The sequence below is a fragment of the Bacillus sp. 05T31 genome (assembly GCF_056396725.1).
The window spans coordinates 1-18444 of sequence record NZ_JBFTMA010000098.1 but is presented as its reverse complement, the minus strand read 5'-3'; the positions used below and the strand labels follow the sequence as shown (position 1 = coordinate 18444).

Annotated in this window: 18 protein-coding genes, 2 pseudogenes and 2 other annotated features; of the genes and pseudogenes, 7 read left to right on the top strand and 13 right to left on the bottom strand. The window is 37.1% G+C overall.

All coding sequences use genetic code 11. The features are described from left to right. The 10 genes from AC1DJR_RS09170 to trpE all read right to left on the bottom strand — a co-directional run. Positions 1-521: DUF2278 family protein (locus tag AC1DJR_RS09170; protein WP_477002447.1), on the bottom strand; the 521-nt coding region annotated here is incomplete at its 3' end. A gap of 91 nt (positions 522-612) precedes the next feature. Next, the gene (locus AC1DJR_RS09165; protein ID WP_477002446.1) at positions 613-2112 is read right to left on the bottom strand and encodes an L-lactate permease; all 1500 of its coding nucleotides are present in this window, start codon (positions 2110-2112) and stop codon (positions 613-615) included. Positions 2113-2227: 115 nt separating this feature from the next. Then, entirely contained in the window at positions 2228-2587 is a 360-nt protein-coding gene (locus AC1DJR_RS09160) for a DUF4029 domain-containing protein (RefSeq protein WP_477002445.1), read from the bottom strand. Between the two features lie 74 nt (positions 2588-2661). Continuing rightward, on the bottom strand, positions 2662-3438 hold the full coding sequence (gene trpA / locus AC1DJR_RS09155) for a tryptophan synthase subunit alpha (protein ID WP_289403392.1): 777 nt from the start codon (positions 3436-3438) through the stop codon (positions 2662-2664). Between the two features lie 3 nt (positions 3439-3441). Beyond that, on the bottom strand, positions 3442-4635 hold the full coding sequence (gene trpB / locus AC1DJR_RS09150) for a tryptophan synthase subunit beta (protein ID WP_002086917.1): 1194 nt from the start codon (positions 4633-4635) through the stop codon (positions 3442-3444). Beyond that, positions 4632-5246, bottom strand: a complete 615-nt coding sequence (locus AC1DJR_RS09145) for a phosphoribosylanthranilate isomerase (RefSeq protein ID WP_477002444.1) — start codon at positions 5244-5246, stop codon at positions 4632-4634. The genes trpB and AC1DJR_RS09145 overlap by 4 nt, the downstream gene beginning before the upstream one ends. Continuing rightward, on the bottom strand, positions 5243-6004 hold the full coding sequence (gene trpC / locus AC1DJR_RS09140) for an indole-3-glycerol phosphate synthase TrpC (protein ID WP_477002443.1): 762 nt from the start codon (positions 6002-6004) through the stop codon (positions 5243-5245). The genes AC1DJR_RS09145 and trpC overlap by 4 nt, the downstream gene beginning before the upstream one ends. A gap of 1 nt (position 6005) precedes the next feature. Further along, complete coding sequence (trpD, locus tag AC1DJR_RS09135; protein WP_002086923.1) at positions 6006-7031, bottom strand: anthranilate phosphoribosyltransferase; 1026 nt, start codon at positions 7029-7031, stop codon at positions 6006-6008. Continuing rightward, positions 7028-7615: an anthranilate synthase component II gene (locus AC1DJR_RS09130; protein WP_002086924.1), complete on the bottom strand. Its 588-nt coding sequence runs from the start codon at positions 7613-7615 to the stop codon at positions 7028-7030. The genes trpD and AC1DJR_RS09130 overlap by 4 nt, the downstream gene beginning before the upstream one ends. Further along, positions 7612-9030, bottom strand: coding sequence for an anthranilate synthase component I (gene trpE / locus AC1DJR_RS09125; protein WP_477002442.1), 1419 nt, complete (start codon positions 9028-9030; stop codon positions 7612-7614). Before trpE ends, AC1DJR_RS09130 begins: the two co-directional genes overlap by 4 nt. A 51-nt stretch (positions 9031-9081) precedes the next feature. Then, positions 9082-9326 (bottom strand) — a binding site (T-box leader). A 42-nt stretch (positions 9327-9368) separates the two neighbouring features. Continuing rightward, positions 9369-9607: a binding site (T-box leader), on the bottom strand. 89 nt (positions 9608-9696) lie between these two features. Between trpE and putP the strand changes: the two genes are divergently transcribed. Together putP and AC1DJR_RS09115 are read left to right on the top strand one after the other, a co-directional pair. Then, a complete protein-coding gene (gene putP / locus AC1DJR_RS09120) occupies positions 9697-11175 on the top strand; it encodes a sodium/proline symporter PutP (RefSeq protein ID WP_477002441.1) in 1479 nt (492 codons plus the stop codon). Between the two features lie 163 nt (positions 11176-11338). Further along, positions 11339-11737 carry an Ig-like domain-containing protein gene (locus AC1DJR_RS09115; protein WP_477002440.1) on the top strand — a complete coding sequence of 133 codons (399 nt, stop codon included), beginning with the start codon at positions 11339-11341 and terminating at the stop codon, positions 11735-11737. Between the two features lie 24 nt (positions 11738-11761). Here AC1DJR_RS09115 and AC1DJR_RS09110 read toward each other — a convergent pair whose 3' ends face one another. Continuing rightward, entirely contained in the window at positions 11762-12157 is a 396-nt protein-coding gene (locus tag AC1DJR_RS09110; RefSeq protein ID WP_477002439.1) for a PH domain-containing protein, read from the bottom strand. A gap of 88 nt (positions 12158-12245) precedes the next feature. On the opposite strand from AC1DJR_RS09110, the gene AC1DJR_RS09105 reads away from it, so the two are divergent. Next, entirely contained in the window at positions 12246-12917 is a 672-nt protein-coding gene (locus AC1DJR_RS09105; protein WP_429691986.1) for a DUF4386 domain-containing protein, read from the top strand. Positions 12918-12941: 24 nt separating this feature from the next. On the opposite strand, the pseudogene AC1DJR_RS09100 reads toward AC1DJR_RS09105, so the two are convergent. Continuing rightward, positions 12942-13274, bottom strand: a pseudogene (locus AC1DJR_RS09100) (Crp/Fnr family transcriptional regulator); the annotation flags it as partial. Between the two features lie 181 nt (positions 13275-13455). Continuing rightward, a complete protein-coding gene (locus AC1DJR_RS09095; RefSeq protein WP_060751714.1) occupies positions 13456-14367 on the bottom strand; it encodes a DMT family transporter in 912 nt (303 codons plus the stop codon). Here AC1DJR_RS09095 and AC1DJR_RS09090 point away from each other — a divergent pair. The 4 genes and pseudogenes from AC1DJR_RS09090 to cotY all read left to right on the top strand — a co-directional run. After that, a pseudogene (locus AC1DJR_RS09090) lies at positions 14337-14867 on the top strand (alpha/beta hydrolase-fold protein); the annotation flags it as partial. The gene AC1DJR_RS09095 and the pseudogene AC1DJR_RS09090 sit on opposite strands and share 31 nt — an antisense overlap. Before the next feature lie 117 nt (positions 14868-14984). Then, complete coding sequence (locus tag AC1DJR_RS09085; RefSeq protein WP_477002438.1) at positions 14985-15677, top strand: GNAT family N-acetyltransferase; 693 nt, start codon at positions 14985-14987, stop codon at positions 15675-15677. A gap of 223 nt (positions 15678-15900) precedes the next feature. Continuing rightward, a complete protein-coding gene (locus AC1DJR_RS09080; protein WP_477002437.1) occupies positions 15901-17856 on the top strand; it encodes an ATP-dependent helicase in 1956 nt (651 codons plus the stop codon). A gap of 143 nt (positions 17857-17999) precedes the next feature. Continuing rightward, positions 18000-18444: spore coat protein CotY (gene cotY, locus AC1DJR_RS09075; RefSeq protein WP_477002436.1), on the top strand; the 445-nt coding region annotated here is incomplete at its 3' end.

Sequence of the window (18444 nt, the reverse complement as noted above, 5' to 3'; positions counted from 1 at the left end):
CCTTGCCATTTCTCTACATTCCCTTGATTCATATGAATATCGTGTATACCGTTTCCAGGTGTAAAATGAAAATACGAATCCGGAACCTTTTCTTCTGGTCCCCACCTTTCACCAAACGCATAAATAATTGCTTTCTCATCTATTGCTCTTTTTATATAATGTTCTATTTTCTCATTTAAATCATTATCAGATCCCGATTTTTCAGCAGGTAAAGGAATCATTTGCTTCGAATCAAATAAATTACCTCTTACATAATCTAAAGCCACTTTTGGCTCATTGTTTTTCACTTCCGTAAAACCGAACGGTAATGTCGGTAAAATATGAATCGCCTCTGATCGAATATTGTTACTCGCAAAATATAAAACTTCCGACGGATAGCTTTGCGATTTCACGTTAATTGCAATACGATAATCTACTTCTGCTTCGCCTTGTAAATGAACTTGATAATGAGGTGTGTTCCCTTTTCCAATCTTAGATTGTACAACTGTACCTTTTAATACACCGTAGTTTTTTAAGGGCATCTCTTTCATCTCCTATTCATTTAGTAGAAGCTTTTCATACTTTAGGCATTATCCATATAAAAAGAAAATCCTCCTTTCCCAGGAGGATTTCTTATTTTCTCAACATATACCAAACAATAACCTCCACCACTACAAGCAACACCGCACCAAAAATCATTAACGTCGTCTTCTTTAATAGTTCATTTTCACGATAAGGGATATTACATAAATACGCGCCTAGTGTAATTCGTGATGGACAAGCGATTGTCGCTACTGATGATGCKGTGTTTTGGAGYGTYGTGACATATTGCCACGGGAGTGCTACGTTTTGSGCTGTTTGCATTTGKAGYTTWATAAACATCGCATTTGATCCTGCGTTACTACCWGTTAAAAAACCGCCRATWCCGCCKATGAATGGWGCAACGAAAACGAAAAAKGTMCCAAAKGTTTCACCAGCTGTTTTTGCGAGTAATGAATGCATACCAGATGCGCCCATTAGTTCTGAAATTGCAATGAACATCGTCGTTGTAATAGCGAAAGGAATCCATTGTTTTATCGTTTGCGAGAGTGATTGTTTAATAACATTAGATGGAATGCGGAAGAAAATAATTGTAAATAAACAAGTCATAGCGAGCCAAAATCCTGGTGAATATAGTAGCTCTAATTTGTAAGAATATGATTTTAAATCGAGAACTGCATATGACCTAAGAAAATCATGTAATGCTGGAACGAGGCGAGAAAGTAAAATACAAACTGTTAAGAATATATAAGGGCTAATAATTTTTATAATAGATACTTCTCTCTCTACAGCCGCAGCATGTTCTGTTAWAARGTTTTGCTCAYYTTTYCCTTTTAAYTTAATGATWARAAARCCAAATGWAATKGTAACGATAGAACTTAATATCCCTGCTAGTTCAACACTTACGTATGCGTTAGAAAGATAGATTCCGAGAGAAAATAATAGAAAGAATCCTACTCCTTCCTTCCACTTTTCTATAACTGCCTGCCAGCCACCGACAACGTATAAAGAAAGGAAGATAAAATATGCGAAAATCGGGATACTTAATAATGCTGTATTTGTACCAAGAGTTGTGAGCGGCATGTTAATAAGCTGAGAACCGATAATCGTACCCGTTGCCATTGCGCCCCATGAACTTGCAAGTAAACCGATAAACGATAGTAGCACAGCTTGAAACGGTTTATAACCGAGCGAAAGAAAAATAGGTGCTGCGACCATAAAACCAATTCCGAATCCACTCACTGATTCAATAAGTGGACAAATACCAAAACACATAAGAAGCATTTGCAATAATCGATCGCGCGTGACTTGTTCTAGAAATCTCGCTACTTGATCGATGTATCCCATTTTGTTCATGAGGTGAAATAAAAAAATACCGAAAAATAAAACGTATCCGACAATAAAACAAATTAACCACCCTTTAATTGTTGCGTGTACAGTTTCACTTATCCCTAATTGAAACGTTGGCGAGAGTAAAACGATTCCGACAGAAACGGCATAAGAGATTAATGAGGCTCTTAATGACGTTTGTTTAAACAAAAACAAACAAATAAAAATCATCATAATCGGGATAAGTGCCAACAATATGGCCATGCTATCATCTCTTTTCATTAAAAATACAATTTTTAACTATTATATAACAGATGTCATATTTTTCAATTGTTTTTACAACAGATTCAAAAAAGGAGCCTTTTGGCTCCTTTTTGAATCACTCCCATTTTCTTTTATCCTGAAAAACCGTCTGCTGTCCAATCATTTTTTCTAGTACAACAAACACAATATAAGCACATATTACTTGCAATACAATATTCCCAAGTTTTATTAATTCAAATGAATGGATCCATTGGAATAATTCACTTAATAATACAATCGARACGATACTAAATAGTTCTATACTAACCGAAAATATACATACTTCGAAAATAGATTGCTCTTGAATCCTGTTTAAGTTGGAAAAGATGAATAAATACCCTAGAAATAGAGCCATCAACTCTATTTTCGTCATGCTAATGAGCCAAGCGTATAATGGTACAGTTAAAARAAGATATAATAGTTTACGTCTTAGCATGCCYTCTCACCCTYTAATTTATAAGTATTTTCTGTATATTTTAACATTTATTACACAAAAGAAACAGAAGAGMCTTAAGCCTCTTCTGTTTCTTTTACTGCATGTATTAACTCACAAATTTCTTCTCGCTTTTCATTTTCTAACAGCTCAATGACTTTACTTCCAACGACAACGCCGTCACATATTGTAATCATTTCTTCAATTTGCTCTCGTGTTGAAATACCGAATCCCGCGACTACTGGTAAGTGGACGTGTGCTTTTACTTTTTCTAAGTAACTACGAATCTCATCTTTAAAGTTTTGACGTACTCCCGTTACGCCCGCTACTGTAACGGCGTAGACGAATCCTTGTGATTCACTCGTAATTTTTTCGATTCGTTCAATAGGGCTCGTTACGGTAACGAGTGGAATTAAAGCGATATTCGCCACGCGAAGGAGCGGTGCAATAATGTCTTGTTCTTCATACGGTAAGTCTGGAACGATAATACCGTCCACCCCTGCTTCAAGACAGCTCTCCATGAAACGTTCCTTTCCGAATGCGAGTACTGGATTTAAATATGTCATAAGTACAAATGGAATTTGAACTTCTTGCCTCACCTCTATTAATGCTTGAAAAATACCTTTCAATGTTACACCGCTATCTAATGCTCTTTTTCCTGCCCTTTGAATAGTTGGACCGTCTGCGACTGGATCTGAAAATGGGATACCAATTTCAACGATGCTTGCTCCTGCTTCATCAAGAAAACGAATTCTTTCTTTTAACTTTTCAAGTCCACCATCTCCGCCCATTACATACGGAATAAATGCTTTCTTGCCATTTTCAAACGCTGCTATAATTTTTTCTACTCCCATTTTTTACACCTCTTCCATATAACGTTTTATACTCTCTACATCTTTATCACCGCGGCCGGATAAACAAATGACAAGTCCTTCGTCTTTCTTCATTTGCGGCGCTAGTTTTAAAGCGTATGCAACAGCATGTGAACTTTCTAATGCCGGGATAATCCCTTCTTTTTTCGTTAATAATTGAAATGCTTCTAACGCTTCTTCATCTGTAATGGAATGATAAGAAACGCGGCCAATATCTTTTAGCAAGCTATGTTCTGGCCCAACACCTGGGTAATCCAGCCCTGCCGAAATAGAGTGCGCTTCTTGAATTTGCCCTTCTTCATTTTGCAGAAGGTACATCATCGATCCGTGTAAAACACCGACACTTCCTTTCGTTAAAGTGGCTGCGTGCTTTTCTGTGTGAACACCTTTTCCAGCTGCTTCAACACCGTAAAGAGCAACTTCTTCATCGTGTACGAACGGATAAAACATTCCCATTGCATTACTACCACCGCCAATACAAGCAACGACTGCTTCTGGTAATTTTCCTTCTAACGCTTCGTATTGCTTTTTCGTTTCTTTCCCAATTACACTTTGGAAATCACGAACAATTTGYGGGAATGGATGTGGCCCGAGAACTGATCCCATAATGTAGTGCGTATCGTGTACATGTGAAACCCAGTAACGAAGCGCCTCGTTTACCGCATCTTTCAACGTGCCGCTACCTGCCGCAACGCTTTCTACTTTTGCTCCGAGTAATTCCATTCGAAACACGTTTAATTTTTGTCGTCTCACATCTTCTTCTCCCATGAAGATGACGCATTCTAAACCGAAAAGTGCACATACAGTAGCTGTTGCAACTCCGTGTTGTCCTGCTCCTGTTTCAGCGACAACTTTCTTCTTACCCATTCTTACCGCAAGAAGTGCCTGACCGATTGTATTGTTAATTTTATGAGCTCCCGTATGGTTCAAATCTTCACGTTTCAAATAGATTTTTGCTCCGCCGCAATACTTCGTCATATTTTCAGCGAAATAAAGCGGTGTTTCTCTTCCAACATACGTTTGTAAATAATGATCTAATTCCTTTTGAAACGCTTCATCTTGCATCGCTTCTTTATATGCTTCTTCTAGTTCTAATACAGATTGCATTAACGTTTCTGGAACGTATCGTCCTCCGTATATACCGTAATGACCTTTTTCATCTGGATATGCATAATTCATTTGGAACACTCCTTCGCTTTTTTAATAAATTGTTTTATTTTCTTTAGATCTTTCTTTCCTTCTGTCTCTACTCCGCTGCTCACATCGATCATATATGGCTGAACGGTTCGAATTGCTTCTTCTATATTAAGGATGTTTAATCCGCCAGCTAATATCGTTTTCTCTCGCAACTCGTTTGGCATATGTGCGAGTAACTCCCATGAGAATGTCTTTCCGTTTCCTCCGTGGAACTTTTCTTTCGGGCTATCAAATAACAGATAATCYGTATCGTATTTTTTCGCACATTCAATATCTTTCTCTAAAGCTACTCCTACCGCTTTTATAGACGGAATATTCAATCTTMTRATTTGATSATTGTCTTCATCCCCATGYARTTGCACATGSGTTAACCCGCACTCCTCTGCAATTTTCTGGATCACTTCTACTGATTCATTTACGAAAACACCTACCTTGAAAACGCGGACTGGAATTTCCCCAATAATTTCTTTCGCTAGCCCTGGGGTGATTTTTCGCTTACTTTCTGCAAAAACAAATCCAATTGCATCTGCTCCGTATTCGCAAGCATGTTTTGCTGTTTCAACATCAGTGATGCCGCAAATTTTCACTTTCATATGTTCACCTTACAGTCTTCGAAAAAGTTACTTATAGAAGATGATGTCATAAGTGCTTCTCCAACTAATACACCTTTTGCACCAGCTCGTTTGACGCGAATAATATCTTCTTTTGAATGAATGCCGCTTTCACTAATCCAAAGTAGGTTTTCCTCATTCAGTCGTTTTCCGAGCTTTTCAGTTTGGCTTAAATCTACTTCAAATGTTTTTAAATTACGGTTGTTAATACCGATAACGTGCGGATTTAATCGGATTGCAATTTCTAATTCCTGTTCATCATGAACTTCAACAATCGCTTCTAATCCTTTTTCTAGCACGTAGTTATAAAGCTCGTTTAATTTCTCTTTTGACAATGCTGCAACAATTAATAAAATAAGATCTGCTCCTGCTTCATACGCTCTATCAATTTGGATTTTATCGATTATAAAATCTTTACATAAAAGCGGAATGTTACTTTCTGCTCTTGCCGTTTGTAAGTCGTGAAACGACCCTTTAAAAAATTGACCGTCTGTTAAAACCGAAACTGCTCCAGCACCGCATTCTTCATATGTTTTCACTTGTTTTGGCACATCAACGTGTAAATTAATATCGCCTTTTGATGGAGACGCTCGCTTTACCTCTGCTATTACAGTAAACTGCTCTAAMRCTTTTACAAGTGAGTGTGTTTTCCTTTTTTCTTTCACTGGTGAATATGTTTCATATAACTCCGCAACTTCTACTTTCTTTTGCTCTACAATTTTGTCTAAAATCGTCCCCATTTTAATTCACCCTTTCTAAATTTTCATGGCTTGCTGCAATTAATAAGTTTAGTTTGGCTAATGCTTTTCCAGAGTCAATGCTATGTGCCGCTAGTGTAATTCCTTCTTCAATCGTTTCTGCTCTTCCATTTGCGAAAAGGGCTAGACCTGCATTTAATAAAACAGTATCGCGATAGACACTCTTTTCTCCGCTTAATACTCCGAGCGTAATCTTTGCATTTTCTTTTGAATTCCCACCTCTAATTTCTTCATTTTTCACTCTTGAAAAACCATACTTTTCTGGATCAATACTCATTTCTACTATTTCATTATCTTTTAAAACGACGACATGATTTTCTCCCTGTAATGATGCTTCATCTAAAAAGCCACTTCCGTTTACGACGAGCGCTTGTTTTCTGCCAAGTTTCTGCAATACTTCCGCTACTGGCAATAACATATCTCGCTTATAAATACCGACAAATTGTGTTTCTAAATTAACCGGATTCGTCAACGGTCCAATTAAGTTAAAGATCGTCGGAACGTTTAATTCTTTTCTTATTTTCATAATGCGTCTTAATGCTGGATGCATCGCTGGTGCGAATAAGAAGGCAATACCTACATTCTCTAATAAATAGTCAATCTCACCCGGCGTACAGCTTATGTTTACACCGAGTTCTTCTAATAAATCAGCACTTCCTGTTTTACTAGAAACAGCGCGGTTTCCATGTTTCGCAACCTTTACACCAGCTCCGGCAAGTACAAATGCCGATGTTGTACTAATATTGAATGTTTGCGCACCGTCACCACCCGTTCCGCAATTGTCCATCGCGCCTTTTATATGATTTGAAAACGGTAAYGCCTTTTCGCGAAGAGCACGAACGAGACCGTATATTTCTTCTGCTGTTTCGCCTTTCGCTTTCAGCAATACTAAGAAAGCTGCAACTTCACTTTCCAATATGTTGTCACTTAATAAAAGAAGTCCCGCTTCATACATTTCTTCTTCTGTTAAATGTTGTCCCTCTACTAATTTTCGAAGATAACTGTTCATACTCTCTCCTCCTCTTTCACTTCTGCTAAAAAGGCACGTATTAACTTTCCGCCTTCTTCTGTTGCAATTGATTCTGGGTGAAACTGTAATCCGAAGAGCGGATAATAGTTGTGACGAACTGCCATGATTTCTCCGTCATCCATCGCTGTCGCAAGTATGTCAAAACACTGCGGCAAACTATTTTGCACTGCGACGAGTGAATGGTAACGCATTGCYGTTAGCGGCTGCGTTACGTACGAAAAGATTGACGTTCCGTTATGTTTCACACGCGATGTTTTTCCGTGTTTAATGCGCTCTGCTCTAACAATTTCTCCTCCAAATGCGGATATGATTGCTTGATGGCCAAGGCAAATTCCTAAGATGGGAACGTTCTTATAAAAGTGACGAATAACATCGATACAAATTCCAGCATCTTCTGGTTTCCCAGGTCCTGGTGAGAGCACAATTCCTTTCGGCTTCATCTCCTCTAATTGTTCAATTGTTATTTGATCATTTCTTACGACAACAATTTCTTTCTCGTACTCGCCTAATAGTTGATACAAGTTATATGTGAACGAATCATAATTATCGATAAGTACAATCATTTCATAACCTCCAAAAGCGCTCTCGCTTTATTTAATGTTTCTTCATATTCAGCAACCGGGTCTGAATCGTAGACGATACCCGCTCCTGCCTGAACGTACGCTTTCTCGTCTTTTACAACCATCGTTCGAATTGCTAGCGCCATATCAAGGTTTCCTGAGAATGAAATATATCCAACCGCTCCGGCATATACATTTCTTTTTTCATGCTCTAACGTATTAATAATTTCCATCGCYCTWATTTTCGGAGCACCTGATACTGTACCAGCTGGTAAACAATACGCTAATGCATCAAATCCACTCGTTTGTTTTCGCAATGTTCCGGAAACTTCAGATACAATGTGCATAACGTGAGAGTATTTTTCTACTTTCATATATTTATCTATCGTCACAGAGCCAATTTCACTTACTCTGCCAATATCATTTCGTCCTAGGTCCACAAGCATCATATGCTCTGCTCGCTCTTTCTCATTTCCTAACAGTTCTTTTTCGATTTCCTCATCTTCCTGCTTCGTTTTCCCTCTCGGCCTCGTACCAGCAATTGGGTTTGTCATCACTTTATCCTCTCTTACTGATAACAAACTTTCCGGCGAAGAGCCAAGTACAACAYAATCTTGAAAATCGATATAGAACATATATGGTGATGGATTCGCAATTCGAAGTTTCCGGTATAATGCAAATGGATCTCCAATACATTCACTTTGCAAACGCTGGGATAATACAACTTGGAAAATATCTCCGGCCCGAATGTATTCTTTCGCTGTTTCTACCATTTCACAAAATTCTTTTTCAGTTATTGAAGAAGTGAATGATAATATTGATTGTATTTCATTTACTTCCGCTTCTTCTCCCTTTAGCACTTCCTCTTTGTATACTTGCAATCTTTCGTATACTTCTTCATAAGAAGCTGAATCGTCTTCCCTGCATACATATACAAATGACAACTTTTGGCGTAAATGATCGTAAACGGTAAACTCACGATATAGTAAAAGGTGTACTTCTGGAATATTTAATGGATCGTGTAAATCTGCTCCAATGTTTTCATACTGCCGAATGACKTCATAGCCAATATATCCAACTGCTCCCCCGCAAAACGGAAATGGACTGTCTACTTGCGCTGGTGCGATTACCTCTTCTAGCATTTGCAGTACGTTACCCTGCAGCTTTTCTTTTTTCCCATACATCATTCGCTCTACTTCTATACCAACGCTTTTCACTTCTCCATAAGGATTACACCCTAAGTAAGAATAGCGCCCTTTATCTTGATGAAGCTGCGAACTTTCTAATAAAAACTTTTTCTTTCCCTTCATACGTCTATATAAAGAAATTGGCGTAATGCTATCTCCTTCTTCTTCAGCAATTACTAAAAATGTGTTTCTTTGTTCTTTTTGCTTCATAAATTCCTCTTTTGTCATCATGCCTTTCACCTCACTCTGAAAAATAAAAAAGTCCCCTACATATCGAAATATGTAGAGGACGATAAATTTACCGTGGTACCACCTCAGGTTGGACGCAAAAGCATCCCGCTTTATTCAGGTACAAAATATATACCTTATCCTTGTAACGGCGGAACCCGGGTTGCCTACTGAAAATAATTGTTCAGCATACCTCTCGTAAGCCCATTCCGTATATGGCACCGCACCGGGCTCCCACCTGTCCCCGGCTCTCTGAAACGTCTCCAATATACGTACTCTTCTTACTTAAACGATTTAACATATTTAATTTTTTRTACACAAAAAGGGAGTACTCATCCTATAGAAAGGACGGGTACTCCCGTGGTGCCACCTTAATTCGTTACGAATGTAACGCACTTTGCCGTATCAAAAAATAATACGTGTCTCTTGTATCGATGAGATCATGTCGCCAAAGCCTACTTCTTTCGTTTCGGTTTGGAAGCTCCGAAGCCCATTCCACATCAATYCCATACTGATTCGCACCAACCATCAGCTCTCTGACATGTTCATCATGTGTACTCTTCTTCATCAACGCTTGCATTTTTTTAAGTTGCACTCATTATAGACCTAACTTTTGATTATAAATATGCATAATGCATCAAAAGACATGACAAAAGGAAGGGGAACTACATGAGTACGCAGATGTTAACTTTAACTTCTATCTCTATTTACATGCTCGGGATGTTAGTAATCGGCTATTTCGCCTACAAACGAACGTCCAACTTAACAGATTATATGCTTGGCGGGCGTACACTAGGCCCCGCAGTAACAGCATTAAGTGCTGGAGCATCCGATATGAGTGGTTGGCTTTTAATGGGATTACCCGGTGCAATGTTTAGCGTTGGATTAAGTAGTAGTTGGATTGCATTCGGCCTAACACTAGGCGCATACGCAAACTGGCTTTATGTTGCTCCTCGCTTACGTACCTACTCTGAAATTGCAAACAACTCTATTACTATCCCAGAATTTTTGGAACACCGTTTCCACGACAAATCTCATATGCTACGCTTAGTATCCGGACTTGTTATTATGATTTTCTTTACTTTCTATGTAGCTTCAGGACTAGTTTCAGGTGCTGTATTATTTGAAAATTCATTTGGTATGAACTATCATGTTGGATTATTCATTGTCGCAGCAGTTGTCGTGGCTTACACATTATTTGGTGGTTTCTTAGCTGTAAGTTGGACAGACTTCGTGCAAGGAATCATTATGGTAATTGCTCTTATTCTTGTTCCTATCGTAACAATTATGAATTCGAACGGACTTGGACCTGCGTTTGACACAATTCGATCTGTAGATCCAACACGTTTAGATATTTTTAAAGGTGCCTCTACTTTAGGAATGATTTCTTTATTCGCATGGGGCCTTGGTTATGTTGGACAACCTCATATTATCGTACGCTTTATGGCAATTTCGTCTGTAAAAGAAATTAAAAGCGCACGAAGAATTGGTATGAGCTGGATGATTTTCTCTGTTGTCGGAGCTATGTTTACTGGTCTTATCGGTATTGCTTACTATTCACAACAAGGGTTGACATTATCTAATCCAGAGACAATTTTCCTTGAACTTGGAAAAATTTTATTCCATCCACTTATTACTGGATTTTTATTAGCAGCGATTTTAGCAGCTATTATGAGTACAATTTCTTCTCAGCTTCTCGTTACTTCTAGTGCTATAACAGAAGATTTATATCGTACATTCTTTAAACGTTCTGCTTCTGATAAAGAGCTTGTATTTGTCGGTCGTATGGCTGTACTTGTTATCGCCTTAGTCGGGTGCGCATTAGCGTTTAAACAAAATGATACGATTTTAGCTCTTGTGGGATATGCTTGGGCTGGATTTGGTTCTTCATTTGGACCTGCTATTTTATTAAGCTTATATTGGAAACGTATGACGAAATGGGGCGCACTTGCTGGTATGGTTTCAGGTGCCGCTACAGTAATTATTTGGACACAGTTTAAGTTCTTAAAAGATTTCTTATATGAAATGATTCCTGGTTTCGCTATTAGTTTAMTAGTRATCRTAATTGTTAGTTTACTAACTAAACCTTCAAAAGAAGTTGAAGAGCATTTTGAGCATTTTGAAAAACAACAYMKTMATAATCTATAAAAAGAAAGCTCTGCTGTTAYSRTAACAGCAGAGCTTTCTTTTTACCGCAGTTCGACAATMTTCTTCTCRAATTTAACAAWTTCTTTATGTTTCGTTAAATTTAMTATAACAYTSYTCCTTTATAKTATTAGTATCRRCACYTATACAGAAAGGGGACTCCAMMATGTTAGCAKCTTTMCAGCAACAACAYATAAGAAAATTTTCACCTATCACAAACACTTCTGCTTCTCGTTTAAACATACAACCAAATCCACCTAAAATTTCAATTGCTCCTTCTGTTATTTCAGTTATCGGTGTTCATATGCAAAAAAATAAGTTAAAGATAAAAACTGGACAAAGTACTGAGTTATCAGCTTCCGTTTTGCCAATGCAAGCAACGAATAAAGAACTTATTTGGACAAATATGAATTCTGATGTCATCACAATATACCCAAAAGGTGATACGGTAACAATTACTGGAAAAAGTGCAGGAAGAGCAGTCGTAATTGTCACAACTGCTGAAGGAAAATTTCGTGACTTATGTGTCGTTCACGTGCAACCTTATATGACAAATCCAAAATAAAAGAGTGGCTTCGTAGCCACTCTTTTACTTTATTTCAATGTGTGGATTTTTACTTTTCACGAGATTGATGAATTGTTCTTTATCTTTAGGAGAAATAATCTCTGTTTCATATGATCCGTAWAMAATTTCTAATCGATCGAATGATAGTGCATAGGCAGCTAAAGGATTTTTTGTATTGGAAATTTTCTTTATATCTTGTATAAAAATCCGCTTCTTAATGGGTCCTGATTTAATAAAGATTACTTCTTCTTCCACGATATATTTCATTGTAAACCAACTCCAAACGAAAAGAATTACTAAAGGAATCGTAAAAAGTAGCAGAAAGTAATCTCTTCCAGCTACTAAAGGAGCAAAACACGCACCAATCACAACTAAAAAAATTGGATATAACCATACATCTTTTTTTGATAGAAATTCCACTAAACTTCCCCTCTCTTGATTTAAGTCAATGAATCATCATCCTCTCTCCTATTAAAATGAAAATAAAATTAGAATAGGAGGACGTATTATGAACCAACGAAAGTTTGCCTTATTTACTGGTATTTCTCTTCTTGTCATGGCATTCACCGCACTTTTTTCTTACGGTTTTGTTCACGGAAATCTTGTTGTACAAGGAGATGCGGACGCGACACTCCATAATATTCAAACTTCAAGTTCACTTTTCAAAGCAGAAATTTTCGGATGGATTATCATTTTCATTACGGATATTATCGCCTCGTGGGCTCTTTATTTCTTTCTAAAACCTATCCATGCTAGCCTCTCATTACTAGCTGCCTGTCTTCGTCTTATGTATACAGCTATACTTGGTATTGCTATATTCAATTTAACATTTGTATTACCTCTTTCAAAAAGTACAGTTGCTAATTCAGAAGCATATACAATGTTATTTCTAGAAGCTTTTGAATACATTTGGTCTGTAGGATTAATCATTTTCGGCTTACATCTTCTCACCTTAGGATACGTAACCTTTCAATCTAAAAACATACCGAAGACTATTAATATATTACTGCTCATTGCTGCAATCGGCTATATCATCATTAACGTAATGAATACGATGTTTTCACAATATGATGCGATTATTTCCATTCTTAACGTTGTCTTTCAACTACCGATGATCACAGGTGAACTAGGATTTAGTATATGGCTATTGCTTAGAGGTGGAAAAAACTCTACTGTTTGAGTCGTTTCTTAATTCTGCTTAATGATCACTATACAGATCGCCAACTACAACTAGACAATCTTCTAGGCACGTTAACGTATGTGGGGATAATTTATCTTGTTTATGATGATTGAAATTCGCGATTGCTTGTTCTTCTGTATAAAAATTTGCTGTAACTTCTTTTCCAGATTCATCTATACAATGTTGCCTCACGCATCCTTTTAATACAAAATAACATTTAGACGGAACATCTCCTTGTCTTAAGAGCACTGTTCCTTTTTTATACTCTTCAATTTGTAATTCTTCCACGATCATGCGCTGCTGCTCTTCACTTAATGTTGTAAGATTTGTCATGTATTTCATTAAAATCTCTTTCATTTGGTCTCTCCTTCCCCTTCTATATTTGTATGAGAAACGTATGATGTAACTCCACTATATATTATCTTTTTTCATGCTATATGGCGGGAATTCCCCCCTATTAATTTGTTTTATTTTCTGCATAGAACAAAAAAAGAGAAGTTACCAATAACTTCTCTTTTCGTATATTAGAATGGGCTCGTTATAATTCCTGTGTATACACCGGCTCGTTCACCACATTTTTTGCTGTTCGCTTTTGTTGCTGTAGTAAGAAAACAGATACACCAAACAATACGAGCATGCTACCGATAATTTGCATTGCATTTAATTTTTCTCCAAGTAAGAAGAACGCTAGTATAGATGCCCCAACTGGTTCTCCTAAAATGCTCATTGAAATCGTTGTTGCATTTACGTAATTTAATAACCAATTATTAATGACGTGTGACACTGTCGGTACAATCGCAAGTAAAAGAAAAATACTCCAATCCCACTTCGTATAGCCTGTAAATGGCACTTGAAGTATAACGTTATAAATCGCTATAAATATACCAGCAAAGGCAAATACAGTGAAACTATAAATCCAATGAGATACTTTCTTTACTGTCGTTTGTCCGATAAATAAATAACCGACAACTGCTATTACACTTAAAAAGGATAATATATCCCCATAAATTGCTTGCTCACTTAGCCCTAAATCCCCCCAGCCAATACACATTACGCCTAGTATCGCAATTCCCATCGTCGCAATTGCTGAATAGGTTGTTCTTTCTTTAAATAAGAAAAAACCTCCCACTAAAGATACGATCGGTTGAAGTGCTAAAATAATCGTCGAACTAGCAACTGTCGTATGCTTTAAGGATTCAAACCATAGAAGAAAATGAAGAGCTAAAAAGAAACCAGATCCAATTAAAAATCCCCAATCTTTTATTTGAATCCTACTAAACTCTTCCCGTTTTTTCCAAACGATCGGCAGCATAATAAGTACGATAATCCATAATCGATACATACTTAAAACGGAAGATGGTGCTGAGGACATCTTTGCAAAAACAGCTGCGAATGAAATTGCTATAATGGAAATTGCTAGTGGTAGTGCGATTGATCTTTCTTGTTTCAAATCCGGTCTCCCCTCTCACCTGTAAAAAATCCCACTTCATTATATCCGTTTTCTTTCACAACTTAAATACTAATTTTTTAGATTCTTCGTACCATTATGGTAAAATAGAAATTAAGGCACCTATTAGTGATTATTTCTTTCCTTTTCACTACAAGCGTTGCTCTTACAATCATTACAGTAAATTTTTATTTAGGGGGATATACATGAATCAAACAATAGGGAGAATTGAAGAAATTTCATTTTTTAGTACATCACTTCAAGAGGAGCTTACACTTCTTGTTTATTTACCAGTAAATTACACACCTCTCCATAAGCATACGGTTGTTATTGCACAAGATGGTAGAGATTATTTTCAGCTTGGTAAAGCGCACCGTGTAATTGAGCGTCTTCGTGAAACTGAAGAAATCGACCGCACAATTATTGTCGGTATTCCATATAAAAATGTACACGATCGTAGGAATCACACATGGAAATATTGGCAAGCAGATTTACCAAAAGCATTTTCTCATATTCTATCAATGAAATAATAGAGAGCGGTATTCAGAATAATTTGATATAATAGATAAAGAGATTTATTCTCAAAATCTAACTAGACTTGCAAAGGGAGGAATTGGAACATGAAATTAGGAATTGTAATTTTCCCATCAAAAATGATTCAAGATAAAGCGAACGGATTACGTAAACGTTATGATCCGCATTACGCATTAGTTCCGCCACATATTACATTGAAAACACCCTTTGAGACGCAAGATGAACAATTAGAATCGATTGTGAATGAGTTACATACAATCGCAAATAAAACGAACCCTTTCACCCTTCATGTTGGGAAAGTCGGTTCATTCGCACCTGTTAATAATGTTCTTTATTTTAAAGTAGAAAAAACACCTGAACTTACTTTCTTAAATGAAGAAATGCATAATGGTTTCTTTACACAAGAGCGCGAGTACTCTTTCGTACCTCATTTAACAATCGGTCAAGACTTATCAGACGCAGAGCACGCTGATGTATTAGGTCGATTACGTATGAAAGATGATAATGATGTTCCAGTTGGTGCTGGTCGCTTCCGCATCGTTGATGGAATAGGAAAAATGGAGCGCATTTGCGTACTAGCTTCCCATCGCCAAAAAGGCATTGGTAAAATCATTATGGATGCACTTGAAGCGTATGCGAAGGAAGAGTCTCTACCGAAATTGAAACTCCATGCTCAAACACATGCTGAATTTTTCTATAAGAAGCTAGGATACGTGACGGCTTCTGATGTGTTTATGGAAGCAAATATCCCGCACGTCGTAATGATAAAAGAATTATAAAGTGAAACTTTAATCATTGGGGGTTTTGTTCATCCCCCAATGATTATTAGCCTTCACCAATCGGGCGTTTACGGGCACCTGAATTTTGAGGTGAGAGTTTTACTGCCCGCAAATAGCGGGGTAATTTTGTAGCAGGAGGTAGCCCCTCCTGTTTTTTACATTGCTATTTTCTTTTTCTTCCGCTAAAGTTAAATGTTGATGCTATAGTTTTGAAGGTGAATATATGACACAAGAAAAATTTTCACAAAAACCGTTAACACACGCTGGCATTCCGCAAGCGGCGTATCATATTCCGAAAACATCTACCCATTTAATTATAGCTGGTGCTGGAAGTGGTAAAACATCTGTTTTAACAACTCGCGTTGGTTATTTAGTTAATGTAAAACAAGTCCATCCGCGAAATATTTTACTGCTGACGTTTACACAAAAAGCAGCTGAAGAAATTCGAAGCCGTGTAGCGAATTTACCTGGTATGAATCATGCCGCAAGTAGCTATGTCGTTGCTGGTACATTCCACTCTGTCTTTTTAAAATTGCTTCGTAGTCAAGGATATAATCAGCAAATTTTAGCAAATGAAAAACATAAACAAATTATGATAAAGAAAATTTTGAAAGAATTGCGCTTAAAAGACGATTATGATGCCGAAACGATACTCGCTATGATTTCACTTGAGAAAAACAACTTGAATCGTCCGAAAGATGTAAAAGCGAAAACACCGGTTGAACAAGAGTTCAAAGAAGTATACGAACGTTTCGAAGAGGTAAAACAACGACACAATTATATCGATTTTGACGACATCTTATTAGAAATGTATTATATGTTAGAAAATAACGCTCCCCTGCTTACTCAATTACAAGAGCGTTTTCATTACATTGAAGTAGATGAGTTTCAAGATACGTCGTATGCACAATATGAAATTGTAAAATTGTTAGCCACGCCGAGAAATAATTTATTTATCGCAGGTGATGACGATCAAGCGATTTACGGCTGGCGAGGGGCAAGTCACCAAATTATTTTATCTTTTCCAAAGGAATTTGATAATACTACGATTATCGCACTTAATACGAATTATCGATCTAATCCATTTATCGTAGGACTTGGAAATGAAGTTATTAAGCTCAATCAAGAACGTTTTGATAAAGAGCTATATTCTGTTCGTAACGATGGCATACAGCCGTTTTATGCACGACCTGCGACAACTCTTGATGAAGCAAATCAAATTTTGCAACTCATTCAGGAAAAAGTAGATAGTGGTGAACGAAATTATAAAGATTTTTGTTTATTATATCGTACACATTCTGTGAGCCGTTCTTTACTTGATCAGCTTACAATTCATAAGATTCCATTTATTAAACATGGAGCGAGCCAATCGTTCTACGAACATTCTTTAATTAGGCCCGTATTAGATCACTTACGACTCGTGCTTGAACCGTTCCGCCTCGAATCACTTTCAAATATATTACCAACAATGTATATTGGCCGTGATGAGTGCATTTCATTTATTGAACGTGAACAATGGAAATATGGTGAGGGCCGTTTCCCTTCTCTTCTTCATTTTCTATTACTAAACCCAAGCTTGAAACCTTTTCAAGTTAAAAAAGTAAATGAGCGAATCGATTTTATTAAGTTTATAAAAGAACTTGAACCGAAAAAAGCATTGAAAGAAATTATTCATGGTAAAGGAAAGTATTTAGAGTACTTACAAAGTAATGATCGTTCTTCCTTTACGATGCATAAGGACATACAAGAAGAAATGTTAGAAGAATTAATGGAATCAGCAACTCGCTTTACGGATATTCCAGCTTACTTACAATTTATTAATGAAGCCATTCAAGGTCAAAAAGAAATGGAAGCATTAAAAACAATGCCGCAAAAAGATACCGTATCGCTTATGTCAATTCATAACGCGAAAGGCCTTGAGTTTCCATGCGTCTTTTTACTCGGAGCAAGCGATGGTATATTGCCGCATACTTCTTCTTTAAAAGATGCAAATGACCGTGTGACGGAGACTTCTGAAGCATTAGAAGAAGAACGACGATTACTCTATGTCGCCATTACACGCGCAAAAGAAGAACTTTACATTTCCTCCCCRCAATTTTTCAGAGGAAAGAAACTAGATATATCTCGTTTTCTATATACTACGCAAAAAGATTTACCTGAAAAGACATCCATTAAATAATGGGTGTCTTTTTCCATATCACGATATGTACATCCCCTCTATATAAATTCCCTGTTTCTATCCTGAGAATTAACGTAATATCAACCATATCCCGTTCATATTGTAATAGTGTATGTCAGAACTCACGATAAGGAGTGAACATAATGAGCTGCAATTGTAATGAAGATCATCATCACCATGATTGTGATTTTAACTGTGTATCAAATGTCGTTCGTTTTATACATGAACTACAAGAATGCGCAACCACAACATGTGGWTCTGGTTGYGAARTTCCATTTTTAGGAGCACAYAAYACTGCAKCAGTAGCRAATACACGYCCTTTTATTTTATACACAAAAGCTGGAACRCCWTTTGAAGCATTTGCACCATCTKCAAGCCTTACTAGCTGCCAATCTCCAATTTTCCGTGTAGAGAGTATAGATGATGATGACTGTGCTGTATTGCGTGTATTAACTGTAGTTTTAGGTGATGGTACCTCTGTACCACCTGGTGACGATCCAATCTGTACATTTTTAGCTGTACCAAATGCAAGATTAGTATCAACCTCCTCTTGTATTACTGTTGATTTAAGTTGCTTCTGCGCTATTC

Coding starts and splice junctions, on each gene's coding strand:
- AC1DJR_RS09085 (WP_477002438.1), top strand. CDS start 14,985: ATGAAATTAGGAATTGTAATTTTCCCATCAAAAATGATTCAAGATAAA.
- trpA (WP_289403392.1), bottom strand. CDS start 3,438: ATGGGAGTAGAAAAAATTATAGCAGCGTTTGAAAATGGCAAGAAAGCA.
- AC1DJR_RS09105 (WP_429691986.1), top strand. CDS start 12,246: ATGAACCAACGAAAGTTTGCCTTATTTACTGGTATTTCTCTTCTTGTC.